Raw genomic sequence first — 19650 nt, forward strand, 5'->3', positions numbered from 1 at the left:
TAAGGCTTACGCTTCGCTGGGCTTGTGGAATTCGCCGTAGGTGCGGAACCGCCAGAGGTAGCGCGGCACGATAGCTTCGACTGATTCTAAATCGGTGACGCCGAGATCGCGAATGGTCAGCGCATCCTTCGCGACCACATTGTCGTCCTGCAGCAGTTCTACCTGCGAGCCAGTCAGCGGCGGATTGCCAAGCGCACCCCAGGCAAATGGCGGCACATAGCGCCAGATGGCGCCGATCAAATAGCCGAGCGGACGCGCCGCAAAGAAAGGCACCGGGATCTTGAAGCGCTTGAGGTCGATCGTCTTCAGGATGATGTCGTAGAGTTCGTTGAATGTGTAGATGCGAGGACCGCCGAGTTCGTAGGTCTTGCCTTCGGCGGTTTCCGAATCGACCGCTGCGGCAATCGCGCTGGCGACATTGCCGGCATAAACCGGCTGGAACTTCGTCTTGCCGCCGCCAATGGCAGGCAGCACCGGCGCCGAGCGGGCCATCGCTGCAAACCGGTTGAAGAATTGGTCTTCCGCGCCGAACACGATGGACGGACGCAGGATCGTCGCCGTCGGAACGGCCTGGCGCACGGACGCCTCGGCCTCTGCCTTGGTGCGGGCATAGGGGGACTTCGACCCGGCATTTGTGCCGATGGCGGACATCTGGATGAAACGGGTGATACCTTTGGCGGCGGCCGCTTCGGCCACCAGCGCGGCGCCCTCGGCCTGCTCGCCCGAAAAGGTCTGCTTGCCGCGCTCGAACAGGATGCCGACGAGGTTCACGACCGCATCAGCGCCTTCGAGCGCGCGGTCAATCGAGGCGCGGTCCTTGACGTTGGCCTGCACGATGTCGACCCAACCCGGCGGGCCGGCAAGGCGGACATCGATGGCGGTATGGACCCGGCGCACGGCAACCCGTACGCGCCAGCCTCGCTCAACCAGCGTCCTTGCCGCATACCGGCCGATGAAGCCGGAGCCGCCAAAAACCGTGACCAATCCCTTGCTCATGCGCAGCGCCTCTTTGCGGGCCAGCCCCGGCCGGCCGCGATTCCTTGTATTGCCGCCTTTGACCACAGGAAGGTTGCCAATGTCCATGCGGCATGCGCGGCGAAAATCCCGGCCTGCGTCCTGCCTGCCTGATAGACGGTCAGCTTCGCATCAGGCCGGAAGCTTTCAGCAGCTTGCCGGCACGTACGACGCGGTCGAGCTTGTGCTCGCTGGAGCGGTCACCCTTGTTCGAGTCCGGGTGGAAGCGGCGAATATACTCGGCGTATCGCGCGCGGATCTCCACCGGCGTGGCATCCGCCTCGAGGTCAAGCTCGCGCAGGGCCCTGAGTTGAAGGCTCGAGCGGTGGGCCTGGACGCGCGCCTCGGCCGCTGGCGTATCGTCCATGTCGAAGAAGCCTCGGCCCGCCCAGCGGCGCGGGTCATTCACATGTGCGCTGCGCTTGCCGCCCAGCGGCCCGCCGCCCATCCGCCAGGTGCGTTTGTGGCCATAGCGTTCCGAACGCACGAACGAGGCGGCTTCAGCCTCGCTCATGCCTTCAAAGAAATTGAAGCGGCGATTGTAGTCGGACACGTGCTGTTCGCAGAAGAAGTGCCGTCCCTTGCCGCCCTGACGCGGCGCCGGAAAGGCACCTTCGAGGTCACAGCCATGCTCATCGCAGACACGTGTTTGCTTCGCACGAGCCCGCGAAGCCTCGTCCTTGGGCGGGTTCACGCGTATATCTTTGAACTTGACGCGGTAACGGAAGGGATCGCTGTCGGACATGGGCCATGATAATAGGGAGCGCCGCTTAAAGATGCCACAACCAAGTGACAGACGATCGCGAATTGAAGAGGCGCTGACCGAAGCCTTTGCGCCCGTCTCGCTCGCCATTACCGATGACAGTGCCAAACATGCCGGCCATGCCGGGGCCGCCCCAGGCGGCGAAACGCATTATTCGGTCGAGATAGTTTCGGACGCCTTTGCCGGTCTCTCGCGCGTCCAGGTACAGCGCACCGTCATGCTCGTCCTGCAGAAGGAATTTGACACGGGCCTGCACGCTCTCGCTCTGAAGGCCAATGCGCCTTAATTCGTGTCCACCTTCGAGATGTTCACGCCGGTTACCTGGTTGCGCTGCCGACGCAGGATGTTGAACCGATAGCCGTGGAAAACGAATGTCTGCCCCGGCTCGGGAATCGTCTGCGCCTCATGAATGACGAGGCCAGCCACAGTGACCGCTTCGTCATCCGGCAGCACCCAGCCGGTCGCACGGTTCACGTCACGGATCGGCACCCAGCCATCGACATTGACGGAGCCGTCGGCCTGCGGGCGCACGCCCTGGATCTGCACGTCATGTTCGTCATGGATCGCGCCGACGATCTCTTCGAGAATATCCTCCAGCGTGATCATGCCCTGCAACTCGCCATACTCGTCGACAACCAACGCGAAATGCTGGCCCTTTGACAGGAATTGGTCGAGCTGGTCCTTCACCGGCGTTGTCTCCGGAACGAACCAGGGCTTTCGCAGGATAGAATCGAGATCAAGCTTCGACAGGTCGCCGCCCATCGGCAGCGCTGCGCGCAGAAGATCCTTGGCATGCAGGATGCCGATGATCTCTTCCTTTTCGCCCCGGTACAGCGGTAAGCGCGTATGCGGGCTCGCCAGCGCCTTCATCACAAGCTGCCGGCGGTCCATGTCGGCATTCAGCATCTGAATGTTCTTGCGGTGAATCATCACGTCTTCGACCGTGAGATCCTTAAGGTCCAGCGCGCCGACCAACCGCAACCGGTCACCGCTTTCGACGCCGCCATCCATCGCATGCAGGTCAATCGCCCCGCGGATTTCCTGCTCCGCGGAAACTGGCGTTGCCGAGGCTGACTGACCAAGAAGCCTCAGGATGCCGTTCACGATGAAGCGGATCAGCTGGATGATCCCTGATGCCCCGCGCACCAGAATGCCAATCGGCCTTGCGACACGCAGCGCCACACTGTCCGGGCGCGAGATCGCATAGGTTTTCGGCATCACTTCCGAGAAGATCAGGACCGTCACGGTCATGACTGCGGTGGAGATGAGCAGCGCATAGCCGCCGACGCCGAACATGGAGGTAAAAAGCGACGTCGCCAGCACCGATGCGAGGATGTTGACGAAGTTGTTGCCAAGCAGGATGGCGCCGATGAAATCCTCGCGCCGCGCCAGCAGACGGTTGACCGCAAGGGCCCGCTTGTCGCCTTCCTTCTCCAGCTGGTGCATGCGCGCGCGGGAGGCGGCCGTCAGCGCGGTTTCTGATCCCGAGAAGAACGCCGAAAGGCAAAGCAGGACAAAGATGGCAATCAGGTAGCCGGCAATCATTTCGGGCGGTAGGTCTCTCTACGCTGTTTCAAGGAGTTCGCGGCCGAGGAAAGCCTCGATCGAGGAAAGATCCGCATCCGGATGAATGTAGGAGGCGCCGATCCCGCGCGCGAGGATGAGCGGCACTCGCCCGCCGCGCGCCTTCTTGTCCTGCTGCATCAGTTCGGTGAGGCGCGGCGCGGTAAAACGCGCCCGGTCCCGCCCGCCGAGGTCTGCTGGAAGGCCGGATGCGCGGATAACATCAGCGACCCGGCGCGCATCCGCTGCCGGTGTCACGCCGAGCCCGGCGCCATAACGGAAAGCCAGCGCCATGCCGAGCGCGACGGCCTCGCCGTGCAGGAGGTCCGGCCCGTAGCTGTTCGCCGCTTCCAGCGCATGCCCGAAAGTGTGGCCGAGGTTCAGCAGCTGGCGCACGCCCGTCTCAGTCTCGTCCTCGACCACAATCGCCGCCTTGGCCGCGCACGAGCGGGCCACGGCGTAGCGCGCCGCTTCCGGCTCCAGCGCCAGCACCTTGCTGCCATTCGCCGATAGCCAGTCGAAGAAAGGCGCGTCATTGATCAGGCCGTATTTCAGGATCTCGGCATAACCAGCCTTCATCTCCCGGTCCGGCAGCGTGGCGAGGAGCTCCGTATCCGCGATCACGAGACGCGGCTGGTAGAAAGCCCCGACCAAGTTCTTGCCGCGCGGCGTGTTCACCGCTGTCTTTCCGCCTACGGAGGAATCAACCTGCGCCAGAAGTGTCGTGGGCACCTGCACGAAACCCATGCCGCGCTTCATCAGGCTGGCCGCGAGCCCGCCCATGTCGCCGATCACGCCGCCGCCGAACGCGATCAGCACATCGCCCCGGTCCGCGCCCCCAGCCAGCAGCCAGTCGAGCACAGTGCCGAGCTGGGCGAAGGTCTTCGTCTGCTCGCCAGGCGGCAGCGCCATCCAGTCCAGCTTGATCCCGGCCCCGGCGACGGCGGCCTCCAGCCGCGGCTTGTGATGGCGCATCACCGTCTCGTCAGTCAGCACATAGGCGCGCGGACGCTTAACCAGACCTGTAAGGCGCGGCCCCAGCTCTTTCAGTGCGCCATGCCCCACGAGGATGTCATAGGCGCGCGCGCCGAGATCGACGCGGACGGCTTCAGGTGCGGAAGAGGAAGTCATGTGGGGGTCCAGGTCTGCAGGGCTTTGAGGATGGAATTGACCGTATTTGTATGCGGCCCATCCTTGGACTGAACATTGAGGTCAGCCTGTGAATAAAAGGGTGCGCGCTCGCTCACGAGATTGGAAAGATGCGTCTTGGCATCGGCGCGCTTCAGCAGCGGACGGTTGTCGCGCTTCTGCACGCGCCGCCACAGCGTCTCGAGGTCGGCGTTCAGCCACACTGTCACCGCCTTCTCACGCATCAATGCTCGCGTTTCGGCGTCAATGAAGGCCCCGCCCCCGGTCGCCAGCACATGCGGCGGCAATTCCAGCAGCCGCTTGATCACCTGCTTCTCGCCGCGCCGGAAATCGGCCTCCCCGTGCAGGGCAAAGATGTCAGAGATCGACAGGCCCGCCGCCTTCTCGATTTCCGTGTCGCTGTCATAGAAGGGCCGGTCCAGCTTTTCCGCCAGGCGCCGTCCGACCGTAGACTTTCCAGCGCCCATCAGGCCAACAAGCGCAATCGTCCGCCCCGCATAGGGCAGCTCGGCACTCGAAGGGTCACTGTCATCCGGCATCACTCTCTCTTACCCGGCGTTGCGCGCCAGTCCTAGACCTGCCACATAGACGGCGCATTCTGGCGGCAGGATTCGCTTGCGATTCCAGTCGCCAAACCAGTTTTCGGGGCAGAAATCCATGCGCAAATTCCTGATCGGCTTCGTCGTCATCGCTGTGGCGGTCATCGGCGGCATGTGGTGGCTGGGCCAGCAGGCCGTCAAGAACCCGCCCCCGGATGGCGAAACCCGGATTCCCGTCGAGGGCGTATTCGAGTAAAAACAAGCGGTTTCACCCGCCCTTAAGCCTGCGGCATTAGCTTTTCAGGCATGTCCGACAAGCTGCGCATTGGCGCCTTCCTCGAAATGATGTCTGCCGAGCGGGGCGCCAGCCCGAACACGCTCGATGCCTATGGCCGCGACCTGCTGGACGCCTCCGAATTCTGCTCCGGCCGCCTGACCCGCGCGAAAGCCGCCGAACTCGGCGCCTGGGTCAATGACCTGGCTGAGCGCGGCCTTGCCCCTGCCTCGCAGGCCCGCAAGCTCTCCGCCCTGCGCCGCTTCTTCCGCTTCCTGTTCGAAGAGGGCGATCGCAGGGACGACCCCACCGCCCGGCTCGACGGCCCCTCACCTGCCCGCGACATTCCGGATGTCCTCTCCCGCGAGGAGATGAAGGCGCTGATCTTCGCCTGCGGCAGCGACACGCGCCTCAAATGCCTGGTTGAGCTGCTCTACGGCGCGGGCCTGCGCGCCTCGGAACTCGTCTCCCTGACGATGGGCAGCCTGCCCCGCCGCAAGGGCGCGCGCTGGGCCACCAGCGACATCATCATCCGCGGCAAGGGCGGCAAGGAACGCCTCTGCCCCCTCGGCCGACCGGCCCTCGCGGCGCTGACCGACTGGCTGGACGAACGCACCGACCCGGATGTGAAGACCCGCGCCGAGGACTTCGTCTTCCCTTCTCGAGGGGCCTGCGGCCACCTCACGCGCCGCCGCCTCGGCCAGCTGCTGGAAGGCCTCGCCGCCGAAGCGGACATCGATCCCGGCCGCGTGCATCCGCATGCCCTGCGCCACGCCTACGCAACGCACCTCCTGCAAGGCGGCGCGGACCTGCGTGCGGTGCAGATGCTGCTCGGCCATGCCGACATCGCGACGACGCAGATCTACACGCACGTCCTCACCGACGAGCTTCAGGAACTGCTGGAAACCGCTCATCCGATGGCGACCTGAGCACTCAAGACACGGTATAGCCCGCGGCGCTCTTGTCCTGGCCGCCCCCTTTACCGGCAACCCTTACCGGTTCATGCGGCCCTGAGTGTACCAGTCGAGCCGGTCACCCTCCCGGGTGTTAACCCACAGCGCGTGGATGACGCCCGGCAGCCAACCGATCAGCGTCAGAATAAGGTTGATCAGGAACTGAACCCCTATGCCCTGTTTCAACGCCACCGCGACCGGCGGCAGGAAGATGGTGAGAAGGATCATCAAGAGCGACATCGGAATTTCCTTTGCGAGAACCTCGAACATCAACGGCTGAATCGCCCGGACGTTCCCCGCCATTCACAATTTGACGCAGTGCAGCATGCGTCCTAATCCTGCTGGCGCCAACCGGAGAGACACATGAGCCAGAAAACGCCGCGCAACTTCTTTAAACCGCTCGCCATCGGCGCGCCGGACCCGATGCGCGAACTGCCCGTCCGGCTCGAACGGATGATCCACTTTGTCCCCGGCCATAACGAGAAGATCCGCCCGAAGGTGCCAGACATGGCCAAACAGGTCGATGTGATCCTCGCCAACCTCGAAGATGCCATCCCCGCCGACGCCAAGGACGCCGCCCGCGCCGGCGCCGTCGAGATGGCCAACATGGTCGACTGGCAGAAATCCGGCACCGGCTTCTGGAGCCGCGTAAACTGTCTGAACTCCCCCTGGTTCCTCGATGACGTAACCGACCTCGTGCTGAAGGCCGGCCACCAGCTCGACGTCATCATGCTGCCCAAGGTCGAAGGCCCTTGGGACATCCACTATGCCGACCAATTCGTCGCCCAACTTGAAGCAAAAGCCGGCCTTTCCCGCCCGATTCTCTTCCACGCCATCCTCGAGACTGCCGAGGGTGTCGCCCGCGTAGAGGAAATCGCCCTCGCTTCACCCCGCATGCAGGGCATCTCTCTCGGTCCGGCCGACCTTGCCGCCAGCCGCAAGATGAAAACCACCCGCGTCGGCGGCGGCCACCCCTTCTACCGCGTGCTCGAAGATCCGCATGCGGACGGCAGCGCCCGCGCCAACGCGCAGCAGGACCTCTGGCACTACACCATCGCCCGCCTCGTTGACGCCTGCCGCATGGCCGGCATCAACGCGTTCTATGGCCCCTTTGGCGACATTTCCGACCTTGACGCCTGCGAGCAGCAGTTCCGCAACGCCTTCCTTCTCGGCTGCGCAGGGGCCTGGTCGCTCCACCCCAACCAGATAGCGATTGCCAAGCGCGTCTTCTCTCCGGACCCGGACGAAGTGAAGTTTGCCCGCAAGATCCTCGCCGCTATGCCGGACGGCACCGGCGTCGCCATGATCGACGGCAAGATGCAGGACGACGCCACCTGGAAACAGGCCAAGGTCATCTCCGACCTCGCCGACCTCGTCGCCGCCAAAGACCCGGAGCTGGCTGCGGCCTACGCTAGCTAGCCGCCCGCAACCGCGCCCGCTTCTGCACGCCCGCCGCGATCCTAAACGCGGCGGCGCCGAGCATCAGCGCTGTGATGCCGCCGAACATCCAGCCCGGCCCGCGCCCTTCCAGCACGCGGCCGAGATACGAATTCAGGAAGACAAGCCAGACTTGCCAGCTGCCCACAAGGCGCAACCGCGGCCAGTTCCGCCCCAGCCGTCGCTGCGCTGCGTTGATCGAAGTCGCCGCCAACAGCGCGATCGACAGCTGGGCAAGCCCTCCCCCCGACAACACGCACCAAACCAGGTTCTTCGCCGGTCACCGCGAAGTAGGCGACAAGCACGCCGAGATGGATGAAGTGCGCAGGCGCGAAGGCGAGTCCGATGTGCCTCCGATTGATCACGAGGAAGCGTGCCGCCGTTGAGCGCGTGGGCTCGAACAGCGCGCTTGCCGAGAACGCAGCGACGAAGAACTCGGATGTGCGCGCCGTCAGGCGCGTCAGCCGCCGACATGAGCTCTGGCGCGGCCACCCAGACCGCTCTCGCCATCGCCGCGTCCGACCAGCCGAAGAAGGCCGCCGCATCTGTGGCGCGCGCCTCACGCAGCTGCTCGAACGCCTTGCCGGCGCGCCCGCCCCGGATTGACGCGCGCCTACACCCGCCCGAGAGTAGCGCCGGGAGGACATACATGACCGACAATCTCAACGCCGCCGCGCGCGCCCTCCTCGCCGAACTCGTGCCAAGCCCTGTCAGCGCGGCGCCTGGTCAGAACATGCTGCCGCCGAATGCGCGCCGCGATTTGGGCGAGACGCCGCTCTGGCGCGCGCACGAGGGCCCGGCCACATTGTTCGTGCACGGCTGGAACGACACCCACCGGATCTGGCGCCAGTACGCGCAGGACTTCCTCTCAAATACCCGCGCCGTCCTGCTGATGGACCTGCCGGGTCACGGCGCCTCGAAATCGAAAGGGTATGGCGCAGAAGCGGCCGGTCGCGCCGTGTTCGAGGTTTGCGCCGCCGAGGCGCCCATTGACACGATTGTCGCGCATTCCTTCGGCTGCATTGCTACCGCGAACGCGCTGAAGGCCGGCGCGAAGGCCGACTATGTCGTGCTGATTGCGCCGCCCGTCCTCGGCTGGGCAGAAGCCAAACGCCGCGAGGGCGCCGATCCCGACGCGCTCGCCGCCGCCCTTGAGTTCGTCCGCGCTTCCGGCGGCGGTGAACTCGCTCCGTTCGACTTCGCCGCAGCGCTCTCCGGCTTTTCCGGCAAACTCCTCTTCATCGGCTCGGACGCAGACATCGGCTGCCCGCTGGACGAAATTTCCGCTCTCGCGGCAAAACTTCCAGGCGCCGAAGTCCACGGCGTTGCGGACCTCGACCACCGCGAACTATGCCTCGACCGTGACGTCTTCGAAAAAATCCTCGCCTTCCTCGGCTACGCCTAAGCGCCGCGTCAGAGAATGTAATGGTCGCCGGAGGCGCGCACCGTGATGTCGCCGATGGAGACGCCCTTCGGCTGGTTGATCGCGTGGATAATCTGGTCGGCAATGAAGGCCGGGTCGAGCGCCACATAGTCCATCTCGTTCGGGTCGAGCCGCGCCGGATCGAGCTTGCCTTCCCTCATCTGGCCCAGCACTTCGAAATACTCGCCTGCATTCTGCCCGACGATCCCGGTGATGCCTTGCGGATTGACGACACCCGCTCCCAGCCCCGTCCCCGGCACTCCAGTCGGCTTCACGATCGTCACCTTGATCTTCCCGCGGCTCTCGATGCGAAGCGACTCCGACAGGAAGTTCACCGCAGATTTCGTCGCCCCGTACACCGCCGCGCCATAGACCGGAAAGTTGCCATAGATCGACGACACGTTGATCACATGGCCCTCGCCCTGCGCGATCATCTGGTCATAGACAGCCACGGTGCCGTTCAGCACGCCCTTGATGTTGATGTCGATGCAGCGGTACCATTTCTCCAGCGCCGTCTCATGGTCGGCATAAAGCGCCAGAGGCATCACGCCGGCATTGTTCAGCATTACGTCGATGCGCCCATAGGCGTCCACTGCGGCCTTCGCCGCCGCCTTCATGTCCTCGATCTGGGTGACGTCCGCACGCAGGGCCTGCGCGGTGCCGCCTGCCTTACAGATCGCAGCGACGCTCGCCTCCAGCGTGCCGAGGTCAATGTCTGCACACGTGACCTTCGCGCCGAGCGCTGCCGCCTTCTCGCTGACGAGCCGGCCAAACCTTCCGGCAGCTCCGGTCACGATAATCGACTTGTCCTTTACATGATTGCCCATGACGCAAACGTCCTTTCCGTTCTGCCTGCACGCCGCGACCTTCCGCATGGACCGGTCGCTTGGCAATACGCATCCGTGCGAAGACGCCTGTGACGCTCGGAAACAGCACGGACCGGCCTGCCGCCGCGGCCCCGGTTGCGGCCCTGCCCCGGCGGGCCTAATCTCCGCCCCGGGAGGACCACCTAATGGCAAAACATCTTATCCCCGAAACCGGCCACTCGCCGAACCTGCAGCGCTGGTTTGACTGGATGGCGCACGACCATTCGCCAGGCGGGCTCGCGCCCCTCCTGGCGGACGGGGTGGTCTTCAAGAGCCCCGTCGTCCATACGCCGCAGGTCGGCAAGCCGATCACCATGGGCTACCTGCTCGCTGCCGGCCAGACCCTGGGAAATGACAGTTTCCGTTACACCCGTGTCTTCGACTGCGGCGACCGCGCCGTGCTCGAATTCGAAACCGAGATGGACGGGATCGCCGTCAACGGCATCGACATGATCGAGTGGAACGCGGATGGCCAGATCGTCGACTTCAAGGTCATGGTCCGTCCCCTGAAGGCGATCAATGCCGTTCATGCCGCCATGGGCGCGATGCTCGCAAAAATGAAAGCTGGCGCTTGATTGCACCCTTCCTGACTACCGAACGTCTCATCCTCCGTCCGCATACGGAGGATGATCTCGCCCCGCTCGCCGCGATGTGGGGTAACCCGGAGGTCACACGCCATATCGGCGGCCAGCCGCGCACACGCCAGGAAGTATGGACAACGCTGCTGCGTGTCATCGGTCACTGGCAGATATTGCACTATGGCTACTGGGTCGTCACCCGCCGGGACACCGGCGAAGTGCTGGGCGAGGCCGGCTTTGCCGATCACAAGCGCGGCCTGCCGCCGGAGCTCGCCATCGGCCCGGAAGCGGGCTGGGCCTTCGGGCCCGCCGCCTGGAGCAAGGGCGTCGCCACCGAATCAATGCGCGCCTGCCAGGATTGGATGGACGCTGCCCTCGCGCCCGCCGCCACGCACTGCATCATCGATCCGGGAAACATCGCGTCGCAGAAAGTCGCCGCCAAGCTCGGCTATCGCCGCATCGGCGAAACCCTGCTGCGCGGCGAAATGATCGGCGTCTACCGGCGCGGCGCCTGACGCTCCGGAGCGTCATCCTGCTGCTGCTCGCCCGCCTGGCCCGGGCGCCAGGCGCGCAGGAAGTCGAGGAAGGCCGTCTCCGGCAAACCGGGTGAATAGAGGAAGCCCTGCGCCATAGTGCAGCCCCGTCGCCGCAGGAATTCCGCCTGCCGCGTCGTCTCCACGCCCTCGGCCACGGTCTTCAGGCCGAGCGTTTCGGCCATAGCGAGAATCATCTCGACAATCGCCGGCGCCTGCCGGTCGGTCTCCAGAGCCGAGACGAATTGCCGGTCGATCTTGAACACGTCGAACGGCAGCTGCGTCAGCGTCGCAAGGTTTGAGTGGCCAGTGCCGAAATCGTCGATGGCGAGCTTGGTTCCCATCGCACGCAACGGCGAGATGAACTCGGCTACGCGCGCCGGATCGTTCACGGCCATGCTCTCGGTTATCTCCAGCTCCAGCCGGTTCGGGTGCAAGCCCGTCCGGCGTAGCACCGCCATGATCGAATCCGTCAGGTCGTGGCGTTGGAACTGGCTGGGCGAAACGTTCACGGCCACGGTCAGGTCAAACCCTTCCAGCTGCCAGCTGCGCGCCGCCTCGCACGCCGCTTCCAGGATCTGCATGCCGATCGCATCAATTAGGCCTGCCTGCTCTGCCACCGGAATGAAGGTCGCCGGCGAGATCAGTTTGCCGTTCGGCCGTCGCCAGCGCGCCAGCGCTTCGGCGCCGAGAATGCGGCCCGTCTCGAAACAGATCTTCGGCTGGAAGACCGCCTTGAATTCCTTGTTGCCCACCGCGTCGCGCAGTTCAGCCTCGAAGCGGTAACGCCCCTGCACGATACGCGTCAGGCGCGGCGTGAAGAAACGGAAGCCGGACTGCGCCTCCGACCGCACAAGGCGGACGGCGAGCTTGGCGTTCTGCATCAGCTTGGCAAATGATTCGCCATCCTCCGGCGCCATCACAATGCCGCCTGAGATCGACATGGTGATCTGCCGCGTCGGCAAGTCGAAAGGCTCGGTAAAGGCGGCCCGAACGGCGCGGGCAATCGAGATCACATGATCGCGATTGATCGCACACGGAAGATAAAGCACGAACTTGTCCGCCGACAACGCCGACAGCATGCTCCCGCGCAGCGCAATCGCCGCCGGGTCGCCAAGGTCCGACAGGGCGCGCGTCAACCGTTTCGCGGCCGCCTCGATCAGCGCATCGCCATAGGTCGTGCCCACCTGTTCCAGCAGCTGACCGAACCGGTCGATGTCGAGCAGCAGGAAAGCCGCCGGATACTCGAAGCTCGCCTCGGGCAGCGTCGCGTTGACCTGACGCTCCAGGGCAATCGCGTTCGGCAAGTTGGTGCGCGGATCCTGATAGGCAATCGTGCGCAGCGTGTCGTTCTCGCGGCGCAGTTTGCGTACCGTCCGTGTTGTCGCCACCCTGAGGCGGCGCAGCTCCGGAAACTGCAACTCGTCGAGCTCGGCTTCCGCGTCGAGGCGGCTGGTCATCATGTAGGCTGTAAAGCGCAGGAATATTTCCTGCAGGGGGCGCGCCGTGAAGTAGGCGCCGGCGGCCGATACCCCCATGCAGGTCAGCAGCATCGCCAGCATCACGGGCGCCGGCACCAGCAAACCGAACGGCGCGCCGAGGAAGATCATCCGGTAGCCGACCGATATCGCCATCACTGCCAGGAACAGGAAAATCGACAGAACACCGCCAGCAATACCGGCGAAGACCGGTATCGAAAACCTGCCGGTCAGCCGGCCGATAAGCGATGATTTCTTCACACTGGCGCCGCCTGAGGCCTTGATTCGGAAATTACAGCGCAAACTGCGGCATAGATGTTTAGGAATCTGTGAACATCATGCGCTAGCTGTAATGTTCTCGACGGACTATACGCCCAGCCATGACCCAGAATCGCACCGCCACGATCACCCGCAAGACCAAGGAAACCGACATCTCGGTAACCGTGAACCTTGATGGTACCGGCAAATCCGACATCGACACAGGCATCGGCTTCTTCGATCACATGCTGGACAGCCTGTCCCGGCACTCGCTGGTTGACCTTACGGTACGTTGCAAGGGCGACCGGCACATCGATTTCCATCACTCGGTGGAAGACACCGGCATCGTCATCGGCCAGGCAATCGCCCAGGCCCTCGGCGATTTCGGCGGCATCACGCGCTTTGGCCACGCCTACATACCGATGGACGAGACCCTGACCCGCGCCTCGCTCGACCTCTGCAAGCGGCCTTACCTGATCTGGAAAGTGGATTTTCGGCGCGACAAGCTCGGCGAGATGGACACCGAACTCTTCAAGGAGTTCTTCCACGCCCTCGCCGGCAATGGCGGCATGTGCCTGCACGTCGAAAACATCTACGGCGAGAACAACCACCACATCGCCGAAAGCTGCTTCAAGGCCACCGCCCGCGCCCTGCGTACCGCCATCACGGTCGACCCCCGGCTCGGCGGCAAACCCGCCAGCACCAAAGGCAGCCTCTAGGCCCCGTCCCGTCCGCCTGCGGAGCGTCCGCCGCGAAACACCCCCCGCAGCCGGGTCACGCTGGTGCGGGTATCCCGATAACATATCGGGAAAACCACCATGCCGCCTGCCTACGGCGATGCCGGATTGTTCCTGATGACGCTGATGACGCTCGCCCCGCTCGGGAGGGCTGCCGACGGCGTTTGAACCCTGGGGGCGGCCGGGGCCGCTTCAGAGCACTGACGCATCCACCACTGCCTCGACCAGCGCCGGGTCCGCCGGCACCTGTCCGTCCAGCATCAGCATGGCGAGGCCATGCACCAGCGACCAGGCCTTCAGCCGCCGCGCCTCTCGCACCGGCTGGGGCATGCCGGCACCGAACAGGCCGTCGATGGCATCGACCAGTATCTGCATCCCGTCTGCTCCTGCCCCGGAGCTCGGCGGCGGCGCTGGCACAGGGCCTGCCGTCTGCGCCATCATCAGCCGGAAGAGCGCCGGGTGCGCCAGCGCGAAATAGACGTAAGCGCGGCCCATCGCAGTGAAGGCTTCCTTGCCCGGCGGCGCGGACGCCATCGCCTTCTGGAACGCCGCTGCCATCCGGGTATGTCCTTCCCGGCAAAGCGCGCCAAGCAGCGCCGCCTTGTCTGGAAAGTGCCGGTAGACCGCCGTTGCTGAGACGCCCGCATTGCGCGCAATCTCCCGCAGGCTCAGCGCCTCGGCCGGTGCCTGATCGATCAGCTTCAGGCCTTCTTCGATCAGCGCTGCGCGCAAATCGCCATGGTGGTAGCGATTTTTCTCGGAATGAATGTTGACAGTGTTATCATTCTCGGACATGTTGCCGGTGTAAACATTATTCAAAGCCGCCGCAACCTCTCACATCGTCACAGGAGCCCCCCAATGCCCAGCCCCGTCGAAGCCGCCATCCGCGGCGCTGTCACCCAAGGCCTCCTGGGAATTGCGAACTTCAACCGCACCCATCGCAAGTCCAAGACACCGAACCCTTACCTGACCGGCATCCACACGCCGCTCAAAGACGAGTACACGGTGACAGACCTTAAGGTCACCGGCACCATACCCGCCGCCCTAAACGGTCTCTACCTGCGCAACGGCCCAAACCCGTTCACCCCGCCCAATCCCGCCACCCACCACTGGTTCGCCGGAGACGGCATGCTGCACGGCGTCCGCCTCCAGGGCGGTAAGGCGCTCTGGTACCGCAACCGCTGGATCCGCTCCGCCGAAATCAGCCAGGCCCTCGGCGAGACACCGATCCCCGGCCCCACTAGTCGCTTCGGTAGTCCGAACACCAACGTTGTGCCGATGGCCGGAAAGATCTGGGCCATCGTCGAAGCCGGCGGCCTGCCGGTTGAGGTGTCGGACCTGCTCGAGTCACGCACGCGCAGTGACTTTGACGGCATCCTCGCAAAGGGCTTCACCGCCCATCCGCATCTCGATCCCGCAACCGGCGAAACCCACGCGATCTGCTACAACGCTATGGAGCCTACCGTGATCTGGCACACTGTTCTGGGTACGGACGGAAAGGTCCGCCGCCATGAACCTATCGCGGTCCAGGACGGCCCCTCCGTCCATGACTGCATGATCACCCAAAACTACGTCATCGTGATGGACCTGCCCGTTACCTTCTCGATGCCCGCGATGATCTCCGGCGAGAATTTCCCCTATCGCTGGAATCCGAAACACGCCGCGCGCATTGGCCTGCTCCCCCGCGAAGGCAAAGGCGAGGAGATCATCTGGTGCGAAATTGCGCCCTGCTACATCTTTCACCCGGCCAATGCCTACGAGACCGAAGACGGCAAGGTCATCATGGATGCCTGCGTCCACTCCGCTGTCTTCGCCGACGGTCAGAAAGGCCCGAATGCGGCCACGACGACCTTCGAAAGCCTCGAGATCGATCCCGCCGTCCAAAAGGTTACGCGCACCGTACTCGACGCCGCACCGCAGGAGTTTCCGCGTTCGGACGAGCGCCGCATCGGCCAACCCTACCGCTTTGCCTACACCGTCGCCCTCCCCCCGACCGGAACCGCTGACTGGATGGGCGCCTCGACCCTCTTCAAGCACGACCTGGGCGCCCGCACCCGCCAAGTGCACGACTTCGGTACGGGCCGCGTCCCCGGCGAGTTTGTCTTCGTCCCGGCTCATGAAAAAGCGGCGGAAGATGAAGGCTGGCTGATCGGTTATGTCATCGACACCAACAGGAACACAACCGACCTCGTGATCCTCAACGCACAGGATTTCACTGGACCGCCAGCCGCTGCTATCACCATTCCGCACCGGATTCCGCCGGGATTCCACGGGAACTGGGTTTCGGTCCTCTGAGCGGCACTAACCGGTAGGATCTTCTTCTTTGGACGGAAGGCGCGCGACAAGCAGCTTGTCGACGCGCCGGCCGTCCATGTCGATGACCTCGAAACGCCATCCACTTGAAATCACGACATCGCCGAGTTCCGGAATTCGCTGCAGGTTGTGAATAACCAGACCCGCAACCGTTGTGTACGGAGGATCCTCCTCCGGTGTCAGGTCCAGGCCGAGCGCAATCTCCGCGTCTTCAATCGCCATCCGGCCATCGAGCAACCAGGATCCATCCTCGCGCTTCTGCGGCCGGGCAAGCCCGTCCTCCGGCGAGAAGGCTACGTCACCCGCAATGGCGCCGAGCACGTCCGCCGCCGTCACGATGCCTTCGATATGACCTAGCTCGTCCGACACCAACGCCATCTGCACGGCGCTCGCCTGCATCTTTTCGAGCAGGTTCAGCACTGTCATCGAGTCCGGCACGAACAGTGGCTCGTGGCCGGCCGTTTCAAAGTCCGGCAGGCGCTTGCCTTCAGACAGCGTCAGAAGATCCTTGGTCTGAACAACCGAGATCACATGCTCCAGATCATCGCGCGCCACCGGGAACCGCGAATGCCCGCTGTCGGCAATTTTCTTCAGGAGCTCTTCCGGCGAATCGTCAAGGTCCAACCAGACAACATCCTTGCGCGGTGTCATGATGGAGCGCACGTCACGGTCGGCAAGGCGCATAACACTGCGGATCATCGCGCGCTCGTCCTCGTCGATGGCGCCGCTGGCTGCGCCTTCCTCGATCACGCTTTCAATTTCCTCTTCCGTCATCAGATCGGCATTGACCTTGGACAAGCCGAACAGGCCGAGGATGAGGTTCGTCGAACCCCTCAGTATGAAGACGACCGGGAAGACGATTCTCGCCAGCAGCGCCATCGGCGGCGCAATGACGCTGGCAAACGCTTCCGGCGCCGTGATCGCAATCCGCTTCGGCACCAGTTCGCCAACAACGATCGACAGGTAGGTTGTCACTGCGATCACCACGCCGAAGGCGATGAACCCGGCCTGCTTTTCCAACCCAGGGAACGTGCTGACAATCCACGGCGCGACGTCTTCGGCGAGGGCGGTTGCGCCATATGCACCCATGATGATGCCGACCAGCGTGATGCCCACCTGAACTGTTGACAGGAAGGCCGAGGGATCTTCCTGCAGCTTCAGCGCAACCTTCGCGCCCTTGTCGCCCTTGTCGACGCGCATCTGCAGGCGGTTCTTGCGGGAGGAAACAATCGCGAGTTCGGAAAGCGCAAACACCCCGTTCAGGGAGATCAGCGCGAGAAGTATAAGGAGGTCCATGATGTCCGCCCTATCGCATGATTGCGCCCCCTTCGCAAAGCGCAAATTCTGCCTGCAACTCGCCCCTTAGGGCCGGCAAACCCGCCCGAACGGCGCGCCACCGGCGGGCTCGATCTCCTGCCGTATCCTCTCGATCACCAGCGCCGGCGCGGTTCCGTAGCCCGTCGGCAGGTCCGTTAACTGAAGGCGAGGTGTCGAGCCGAGATGCACGCCGATCACCTGGCCGCCGCGCGCAGCATCGCCGATGGCGTAAAGCGCCGGTGCCCGGCCCGGTGCGTTGGCCGGAGCACCCGCCAGCCGCCACAGCTCGAACGGCGAACGCCGCCCAGAGGGTCCGGCGTGCGCCGCACAATCTCCGATGACGCCAGCGCCGCCGCTTCATCCAGCACCGGGAACGATGCCGCAAGCTCTATTGCCGGCGCGTTTTCTGGCAGCGTCCTGTGCGGCCGTTCCGTCCCGGCGCTATCGGGCGCGCCGTTCGCATCCACGCCGCGATGTAATCGGTATGCAGATCAGTCTGCTCCGGCGCGGGCTGTGGCCGCGTCGCCGCCCAGTCCCGCGCGCCGTCCAGCTCTGCCCCGCGCCGCAGCGCCTCCTCCGGCGGCCCACCAGCACTGAACGGCTCCGCGCGAGAAGCCTGCTGCTTTCGAAGAACACGAAGTTCAGCCGCGACAATTCCTTCGGCATCTGCGCCTCAGGCACCGGCACCCACACGACCGGGAGCAATCGCTTCGACAGCCGCAGTGTCTCGGTCACTTCCCGGTGACATTGCGGCGAAGAGACCAAGCCTGGCGAGATCACATAGACGACCGTGTCCCTCTCCGCGATCAGCCCCGAGAGCCGCGCCTCCCGGGCCTCGCCCGGCGCAATGTCCTCCCGGTCGATATCGGCCTCGAATCCGTACGCTTGAGGACCCGCCACCATGTCATCGGCAAGGCTGACGTCTTTCCGCGAATAGGAGAGGAACACTTTCGCCACGTCGGCCGCTGGTGCCAGCGCAGCAGAAGGCGCCACCTTAGCCCTCATCGGGTTGCCCGTCTCACGTGCCTGCGCCCGCTGCCCCTTCCGGCCCGGAATTGCCACGCCCGCCCAGCGCCGCTAAGAGCCGCCCATGTCCCGCACCGCGCTCATCGATTACGGCTCCGGCAACCTGCATTCCTGCGCGCGCGCCCTCGCTGCCGCTGCAGAGGCTGGCCACACCATCGATGTCACCGCCGACCCCGGCGCCCTCGCCGCCGCAGACCGTATCGTCCTGCCCGGCGTCGGCCACTTCGCGGACTGTGCCGGCGCCCTGCGCGCCATTCCGGGCATGGTGGAAGCCCTCGAGGAGGCCGTCCTTGACCGCCGTCGCCCCTTTCTCGGCATCTGCGTCGGCATGCAGCTGATGGCGGACATCGGCCTGGAGGACGGCGAAACGCGCGGCCTCGGCTGGATCCACGGCCTGGTGGAGGCCTTTGAGCCCGCCCCCGGGCTGCCGGTGCCGCATGTCGGCTGGAACGAGATCGCGCTGACCGGCGACCACCCGGTCCTCGCCGGCCTCGGTCCCCAGCCGCATGCCTACTTCACCCATTCCTACGCCTTCCGCCCGGAAGACGAGGCCGATGTCGCCGCTTGGTGCGACTATGGCGCCCCCTTCGCTGCCGCCCTCACCCACGCCAACCTCTTCGGCACCCAGTTCCACCCGGAAAAAAGCCAGAAGCTCGGCCTGACGCTCCTCAGCAATTTTCTCAAGTGGTCCCCATGACCTTCACCCTCTATCCCGCGATTGACCTGAAAGACGGCGCCTGCGTTCGCCTGCTGCGCGGGGAGATGGACGCGGCCACAGTATTCAACACCGATCCCGGCGCGCAGGCTGCCGCTTTCGCGCAAATGGGCTTCACCCATCTCCACGTCGTCGATCTCAACGGTGCCTTCGCCGGTACGCCGGTGAACCGCGCGGCGGTTGCCAGCATTCTCAAATCCACCCCTGCCCCGGTTCAGCTCGGCGGCGGCATCCGCACCCGCGACCAGATCGACGCCTGGCTGGAGGCCGGTATCGCCCGCGTCATCCTCGGCACCGTCGCCCTGCGCGAGCCAGAACTCGTGAAGGCCGCGGCACGCGAACTTCCCGGCCGTATCGTCGTCGGCATCGACGCGAAGGAGGGCAGGGTCGCGGTCGAAGGCTGGGCCGAGACCAGCGACATGCGCGCTACCGAACTGGCGAAAGCCTTCGAAGGCTGCGGCGTCGCTGCCATTATCGCCACCGATATCAGCCGCGACGGCCTGAAGACCGGCGTGAATGTTCCGTTCACGGCGGAATTGGCCCACGCCGTCACTATTCCGATCATCGCCAGCGGCGGCGTCAAAAGCGTCGACGACATACGCGCATTGAGAGCCAGCGGCGCCCCCATCGCCGGCACGATCCTGGGCCGCGCGCTGTATGATGGAGATATTGATGCAGCAGAGGCGGTTAGAGCTGCCACCGCCTAAGGAGCGG

24 protein-coding genes are annotated in these 19650 nt (G+C 64.6%); 12 read left to right on the forward strand and 12 right to left on the reverse strand.

The window, feature by feature from the left end; translation table 11 throughout:
* Positions 1–6: 6 nt before the first annotated feature.
* A complete protein-coding gene (locus tag Q0C17_RS01705) occupies positions 7–996 on the reverse strand; it encodes a complex I NDUFA9 subunit family protein (protein WP_291200358.1) in 990 nt (329 codons plus the stop codon).
* 139 nt (positions 997–1135) lie between these two features.
* Positions 1136–1759, reverse strand: a complete 624-nt coding sequence (locus Q0C17_RS01710) for a J domain-containing protein (RefSeq protein ID WP_291200361.1) — start codon at positions 1757–1759, stop codon at positions 1136–1138.
* Positions 1760–1790: 31 nt separating this feature from the next.
* On the opposite strand from Q0C17_RS01710, the gene Q0C17_RS01715 reads away from it, so the two are divergent.
* On the forward strand, positions 1791–2063 hold the full coding sequence (locus Q0C17_RS01715) for a BolA family transcriptional regulator (protein WP_291200364.1): 273 nt from the start codon (positions 1791–1793) through the stop codon (positions 2061–2063).
* Here the strand turns inward: Q0C17_RS01715 and Q0C17_RS01720 are convergent.
* From Q0C17_RS01720 to Q0C17_RS01730, 3 genes are read right to left on the reverse strand one after another with little or no spacing between them, the layout of a single operon-like run.
* Positions 2060–3322, reverse strand: coding sequence for an HlyC/CorC family transporter (locus tag Q0C17_RS01720; RefSeq protein WP_291200367.1), 1263 nt, complete (start codon positions 3320–3322; stop codon positions 2060–2062). The two genes, Q0C17_RS01715 and Q0C17_RS01720, sit on opposite strands and share 4 nt — an antisense overlap.
* Before the next feature lie 18 nt (positions 3323–3340).
* Positions 3341–4471 carry a 3-dehydroquinate synthase gene (gene aroB, locus Q0C17_RS01725; RefSeq protein WP_291200370.1) on the reverse strand — a complete coding sequence of 377 codons (1131 nt, stop codon included), beginning with the start codon at positions 4469–4471 and terminating at the stop codon, positions 3341–3343.
* The gene (locus Q0C17_RS01730) at positions 4468–5028 is read right to left on the reverse strand and encodes a shikimate kinase (protein WP_291200372.1); all 561 of its coding nucleotides are present in this window, start codon (positions 5026–5028) and stop codon (positions 4468–4470) included. The genes aroB and Q0C17_RS01730 overlap by 4 nt, the downstream gene beginning before the upstream one ends.
* A 118-nt stretch (positions 5029–5146) precedes the next feature.
* On the opposite strand from Q0C17_RS01730, the gene Q0C17_RS01735 reads away from it, so the two are divergent.
* On the forward strand, positions 5147–5284 hold the full coding sequence (locus tag Q0C17_RS01735) for a hypothetical protein (protein ID WP_291200374.1): 138 nt from the start codon (positions 5147–5149) through the stop codon (positions 5282–5284).
* Positions 5285–5334: 50 nt separating this feature from the next.
* On the forward strand, positions 5335–6231 hold the full coding sequence (locus Q0C17_RS01740; protein WP_291200376.1) for a tyrosine recombinase: 897 nt from the start codon (positions 5335–5337) through the stop codon (positions 6229–6231).
* 63 nt (positions 6232–6294) lie between these two features.
* Here the strand turns inward: Q0C17_RS01740 and Q0C17_RS01745 are convergent, their stop codons facing one another.
* On the reverse strand, positions 6295–6495 hold the full coding sequence (locus Q0C17_RS01745; RefSeq protein WP_291200378.1) for a YqaE/Pmp3 family membrane protein: 201 nt from the start codon (positions 6493–6495) through the stop codon (positions 6295–6297).
* A 123-nt stretch (positions 6496–6618) separates the two neighbouring features.
* Here Q0C17_RS01745 and Q0C17_RS01750 point away from each other — a divergent pair, with 123 nt between their 5' ends.
* Positions 6619–7674 (forward strand): CoA ester lyase, encoded by a 1056-nt coding sequence (locus Q0C17_RS01750; protein ID WP_291200380.1) that lies wholly within the window; start codon positions 6619–6621, stop codon positions 7672–7674.
* On the opposite strand, the gene Q0C17_RS01755 is transcribed toward Q0C17_RS01750, so the two are convergent.
* Positions 7667–7948, reverse strand: coding sequence for a hypothetical protein (locus Q0C17_RS01755; protein WP_291200384.1), 282 nt, complete (start codon positions 7946–7948; stop codon positions 7667–7669). The two genes, Q0C17_RS01750 and Q0C17_RS01755, sit on opposite strands and share 8 nt — an antisense overlap.
* Before the next feature lie 89 nt (positions 7949–8037).
* On the opposite strand from Q0C17_RS01755, the gene Q0C17_RS01760 reads away from it, so the two are divergent.
* Positions 8038–8298, forward strand: coding sequence for a hypothetical protein (locus Q0C17_RS01760; protein ID WP_291200387.1), 261 nt, complete (start codon positions 8038–8040; stop codon positions 8296–8298).
* A 43-nt stretch (positions 8299–8341) separates the two neighbouring features.
* Positions 8342–9097: an alpha/beta hydrolase gene (locus tag Q0C17_RS01765; protein ID WP_291200390.1), complete on the forward strand. Its 756-nt coding sequence runs from the start codon at positions 8342–8344 to the stop codon at positions 9095–9097.
* An 8-nt stretch (positions 9098–9105) separates the two neighbouring features.
* On the opposite strand, the gene Q0C17_RS01770 is transcribed toward Q0C17_RS01765, so the two are convergent.
* A complete protein-coding gene (locus Q0C17_RS01770; RefSeq protein ID WP_291200393.1) occupies positions 9106–9942 on the reverse strand; it encodes an SDR family oxidoreductase in 837 nt (278 codons plus the stop codon).
* A 185-nt stretch (positions 9943–10127) separates the two neighbouring features.
* On the opposite strand from Q0C17_RS01770, the gene Q0C17_RS01775 reads away from it, so the two are divergent.
* Positions 10128–10556 carry a nuclear transport factor 2 family protein gene (locus Q0C17_RS01775; protein WP_291200396.1) on the forward strand — a complete coding sequence of 143 codons (429 nt, stop codon included), beginning with the start codon at positions 10128–10130 and terminating at the stop codon, positions 10554–10556.
* Positions 10553–11074, forward strand: coding sequence for a GNAT family N-acetyltransferase (locus Q0C17_RS01780; RefSeq protein WP_291200399.1), 522 nt, complete (start codon positions 10553–10555; stop codon positions 11072–11074). The genes Q0C17_RS01775 and Q0C17_RS01780 overlap by 4 nt, the downstream gene beginning before the upstream one ends.
* Here Q0C17_RS01780 and Q0C17_RS01785 read toward each other — a convergent pair.
* The gene (locus tag Q0C17_RS01785; RefSeq protein WP_291200402.1) at positions 11056–12831 is read right to left on the reverse strand and encodes a bifunctional diguanylate cyclase/phosphodiesterase; all 1776 of its coding nucleotides are present in this window, start codon (positions 12829–12831) and stop codon (positions 11056–11058) included. The two genes, Q0C17_RS01780 and Q0C17_RS01785, sit on opposite strands and share 19 nt — an antisense overlap.
* 119 nt (positions 12832–12950) lie before the next feature.
* On the opposite strand from Q0C17_RS01785, the gene hisB reads away from it, so the two are divergent.
* Complete coding sequence (gene hisB, locus Q0C17_RS01790; RefSeq protein ID WP_291200405.1) at positions 12951–13547, forward strand: imidazoleglycerol-phosphate dehydratase HisB; 597 nt, start codon at positions 12951–12953, stop codon at positions 13545–13547.
* 210 nt (positions 13548–13757) lie between these two features.
* Here the strand turns inward: hisB and Q0C17_RS01795 are convergent, their stop codons facing one another.
* Positions 13758–14360 carry a TetR/AcrR family transcriptional regulator gene (locus Q0C17_RS01795; protein WP_291200408.1) on the reverse strand — a complete coding sequence of 201 codons (603 nt, stop codon included), beginning with the start codon at positions 14358–14360 and terminating at the stop codon, positions 13758–13760.
* A gap of 63 nt (positions 14361–14423) precedes the next feature.
* Here Q0C17_RS01795 and Q0C17_RS01800 point away from each other — a divergent pair, with 63 nt between their 5' ends.
* Positions 14424–15860, forward strand: a complete 1437-nt coding sequence (locus tag Q0C17_RS01800) for a carotenoid oxygenase family protein (protein WP_291200411.1) — start codon at positions 14424–14426, stop codon at positions 15858–15860.
* Positions 15861–15866: 6 nt separating this feature from the next.
* On the opposite strand, the gene Q0C17_RS01805 is transcribed toward Q0C17_RS01800, so the two are convergent.
* Positions 15867–17174, reverse strand: a complete 1308-nt coding sequence (locus Q0C17_RS01805) for a hemolysin family protein (protein ID WP_291200414.1) — start codon at positions 17172–17174, stop codon at positions 15867–15869.
* 462 nt (positions 17175–17636) lie between these two features.
* Positions 17637–18188 (reverse strand): toll/interleukin-1 receptor domain-containing protein, encoded by a 552-nt coding sequence (locus Q0C17_RS01810; RefSeq protein ID WP_291200417.1) that lies wholly within the window; start codon positions 18186–18188, stop codon positions 17637–17639.
* A 97-nt stretch (positions 18189–18285) separates the two neighbouring features.
* Here Q0C17_RS01810 and hisH point away from each other — a divergent pair, with 97 nt between their 5' ends.
* Positions 18286–18918, forward strand: coding sequence for an imidazole glycerol phosphate synthase subunit HisH (hisH, locus tag Q0C17_RS01815; protein WP_291200420.1), 633 nt, complete (start codon positions 18286–18288; stop codon positions 18916–18918).
* Positions 18915–19643, forward strand: coding sequence for a 1-(5-phosphoribosyl)-5-[(5-phosphoribosylamino)methylideneamino]imidazole-4-carboxamide isomerase (hisA, locus tag Q0C17_RS01820; protein WP_291200422.1), 729 nt, complete (start codon positions 18915–18917; stop codon positions 19641–19643). Before hisH ends, hisA begins: the two co-directional genes overlap by 4 nt.
* Positions 19644–19650 lie beyond the last annotated feature (7 nt).

Origin of the sequence: Hyphomonas sp., from assembly GCF_022844445.1 — a bacterium.
GTDB lineage: Bacteria > Pseudomonadota > Alphaproteobacteria > Caulobacterales > Hyphomonadaceae > Hyphomonas.

Excerpts from the sequence above, each read along its gene's own strand:
- Q0C17_RS01705 (WP_291200358.1), bottom strand. The coding sequence starts at position 996 with ATGAGCAAGGGATTGGTCACGGTTTTTGGCGGCTCCGGCTTCATCGGC.
- Q0C17_RS01710 (WP_291200361.1), bottom strand. The coding sequence starts at position 1,759 with ATGTCCGACAGCGATCCCTTCCGTTACCGCGTCAAGTTCAAAGATATA.
- Q0C17_RS01715 (WP_291200364.1), top strand. The coding sequence starts at position 1,791 with ATGCCACAACCAAGTGACAGACGATCGCGAATTGAAGAGGCGCTGACC.
- Q0C17_RS01720 (WP_291200367.1), bottom strand. The coding sequence starts at position 3,322 with ATGATTGCCGGCTACCTGATTGCCATCTTTGTCCTGCTTTGCCTTTCG.
- aroB (WP_291200370.1), bottom strand. The coding sequence starts at position 4,471 with ATGACTTCCTCTTCCGCACCTGAAGCCGTCCGCGTCGATCTCGGCGCG.
- Q0C17_RS01730 (WP_291200372.1), bottom strand. The coding sequence starts at position 5,028 with ATGCCGGATGACAGTGACCCTTCGAGTGCCGAGCTGCCCTATGCGGGG.
- Q0C17_RS01735 (WP_291200374.1), top strand. The coding sequence starts at position 5,147 with ATGCGCAAATTCCTGATCGGCTTCGTCGTCATCGCTGTGGCGGTCATC.
- Q0C17_RS01740 (WP_291200376.1), top strand. The coding sequence starts at position 5,335 with ATGTCCGACAAGCTGCGCATTGGCGCCTTCCTCGAAATGATGTCTGCC.
- Q0C17_RS01745 (WP_291200378.1), bottom strand. The coding sequence starts at position 6,495 with ATGTCGCTCTTGATGATCCTTCTCACCATCTTCCTGCCGCCGGTCGCG.
- Q0C17_RS01750 (WP_291200380.1), top strand. The coding sequence starts at position 6,619 with ATGAGCCAGAAAACGCCGCGCAACTTCTTTAAACCGCTCGCCATCGGC.
- Q0C17_RS01760 (WP_291200387.1), top strand. The coding sequence starts at position 8,038 with ATGTGCCTCCGATTGATCACGAGGAAGCGTGCCGCCGTTGAGCGCGTG.
- Q0C17_RS01765 (WP_291200390.1), top strand. The coding sequence starts at position 8,342 with ATGACCGACAATCTCAACGCCGCCGCGCGCGCCCTCCTCGCCGAACTC.
- Q0C17_RS01770 (WP_291200393.1), bottom strand. The coding sequence starts at position 9,942 with ATGGGCAATCATGTAAAGGACAAGTCGATTATCGTGACCGGAGCTGCC.
- Q0C17_RS01775 (WP_291200396.1), top strand. The coding sequence starts at position 10,128 with ATGGCAAAACATCTTATCCCCGAAACCGGCCACTCGCCGAACCTGCAG.
- hisB (WP_291200405.1), top strand. The coding sequence starts at position 12,951 with ATGACCCAGAATCGCACCGCCACGATCACCCGCAAGACCAAGGAAACC.
- Q0C17_RS01795 (WP_291200408.1), bottom strand. The coding sequence starts at position 14,360 with ATGTCCGAGAATGATAACACTGTCAACATTCATTCCGAGAAAAATCGC.
- Q0C17_RS01800 (WP_291200411.1), top strand. The coding sequence starts at position 14,424 with ATGCCCAGCCCCGTCGAAGCCGCCATCCGCGGCGCTGTCACCCAAGGC.
- Q0C17_RS01805 (WP_291200414.1), bottom strand. The coding sequence starts at position 17,174 with ATGGACCTCCTTATACTTCTCGCGCTGATCTCCCTGAACGGGGTGTTT.
- hisH (WP_291200420.1), top strand. The coding sequence starts at position 18,286 with ATGTCCCGCACCGCGCTCATCGATTACGGCTCCGGCAACCTGCATTCC.
- hisA (WP_291200422.1), top strand. The coding sequence starts at position 18,915 with ATGACCTTCACCCTCTATCCCGCGATTGACCTGAAAGACGGCGCCTGC.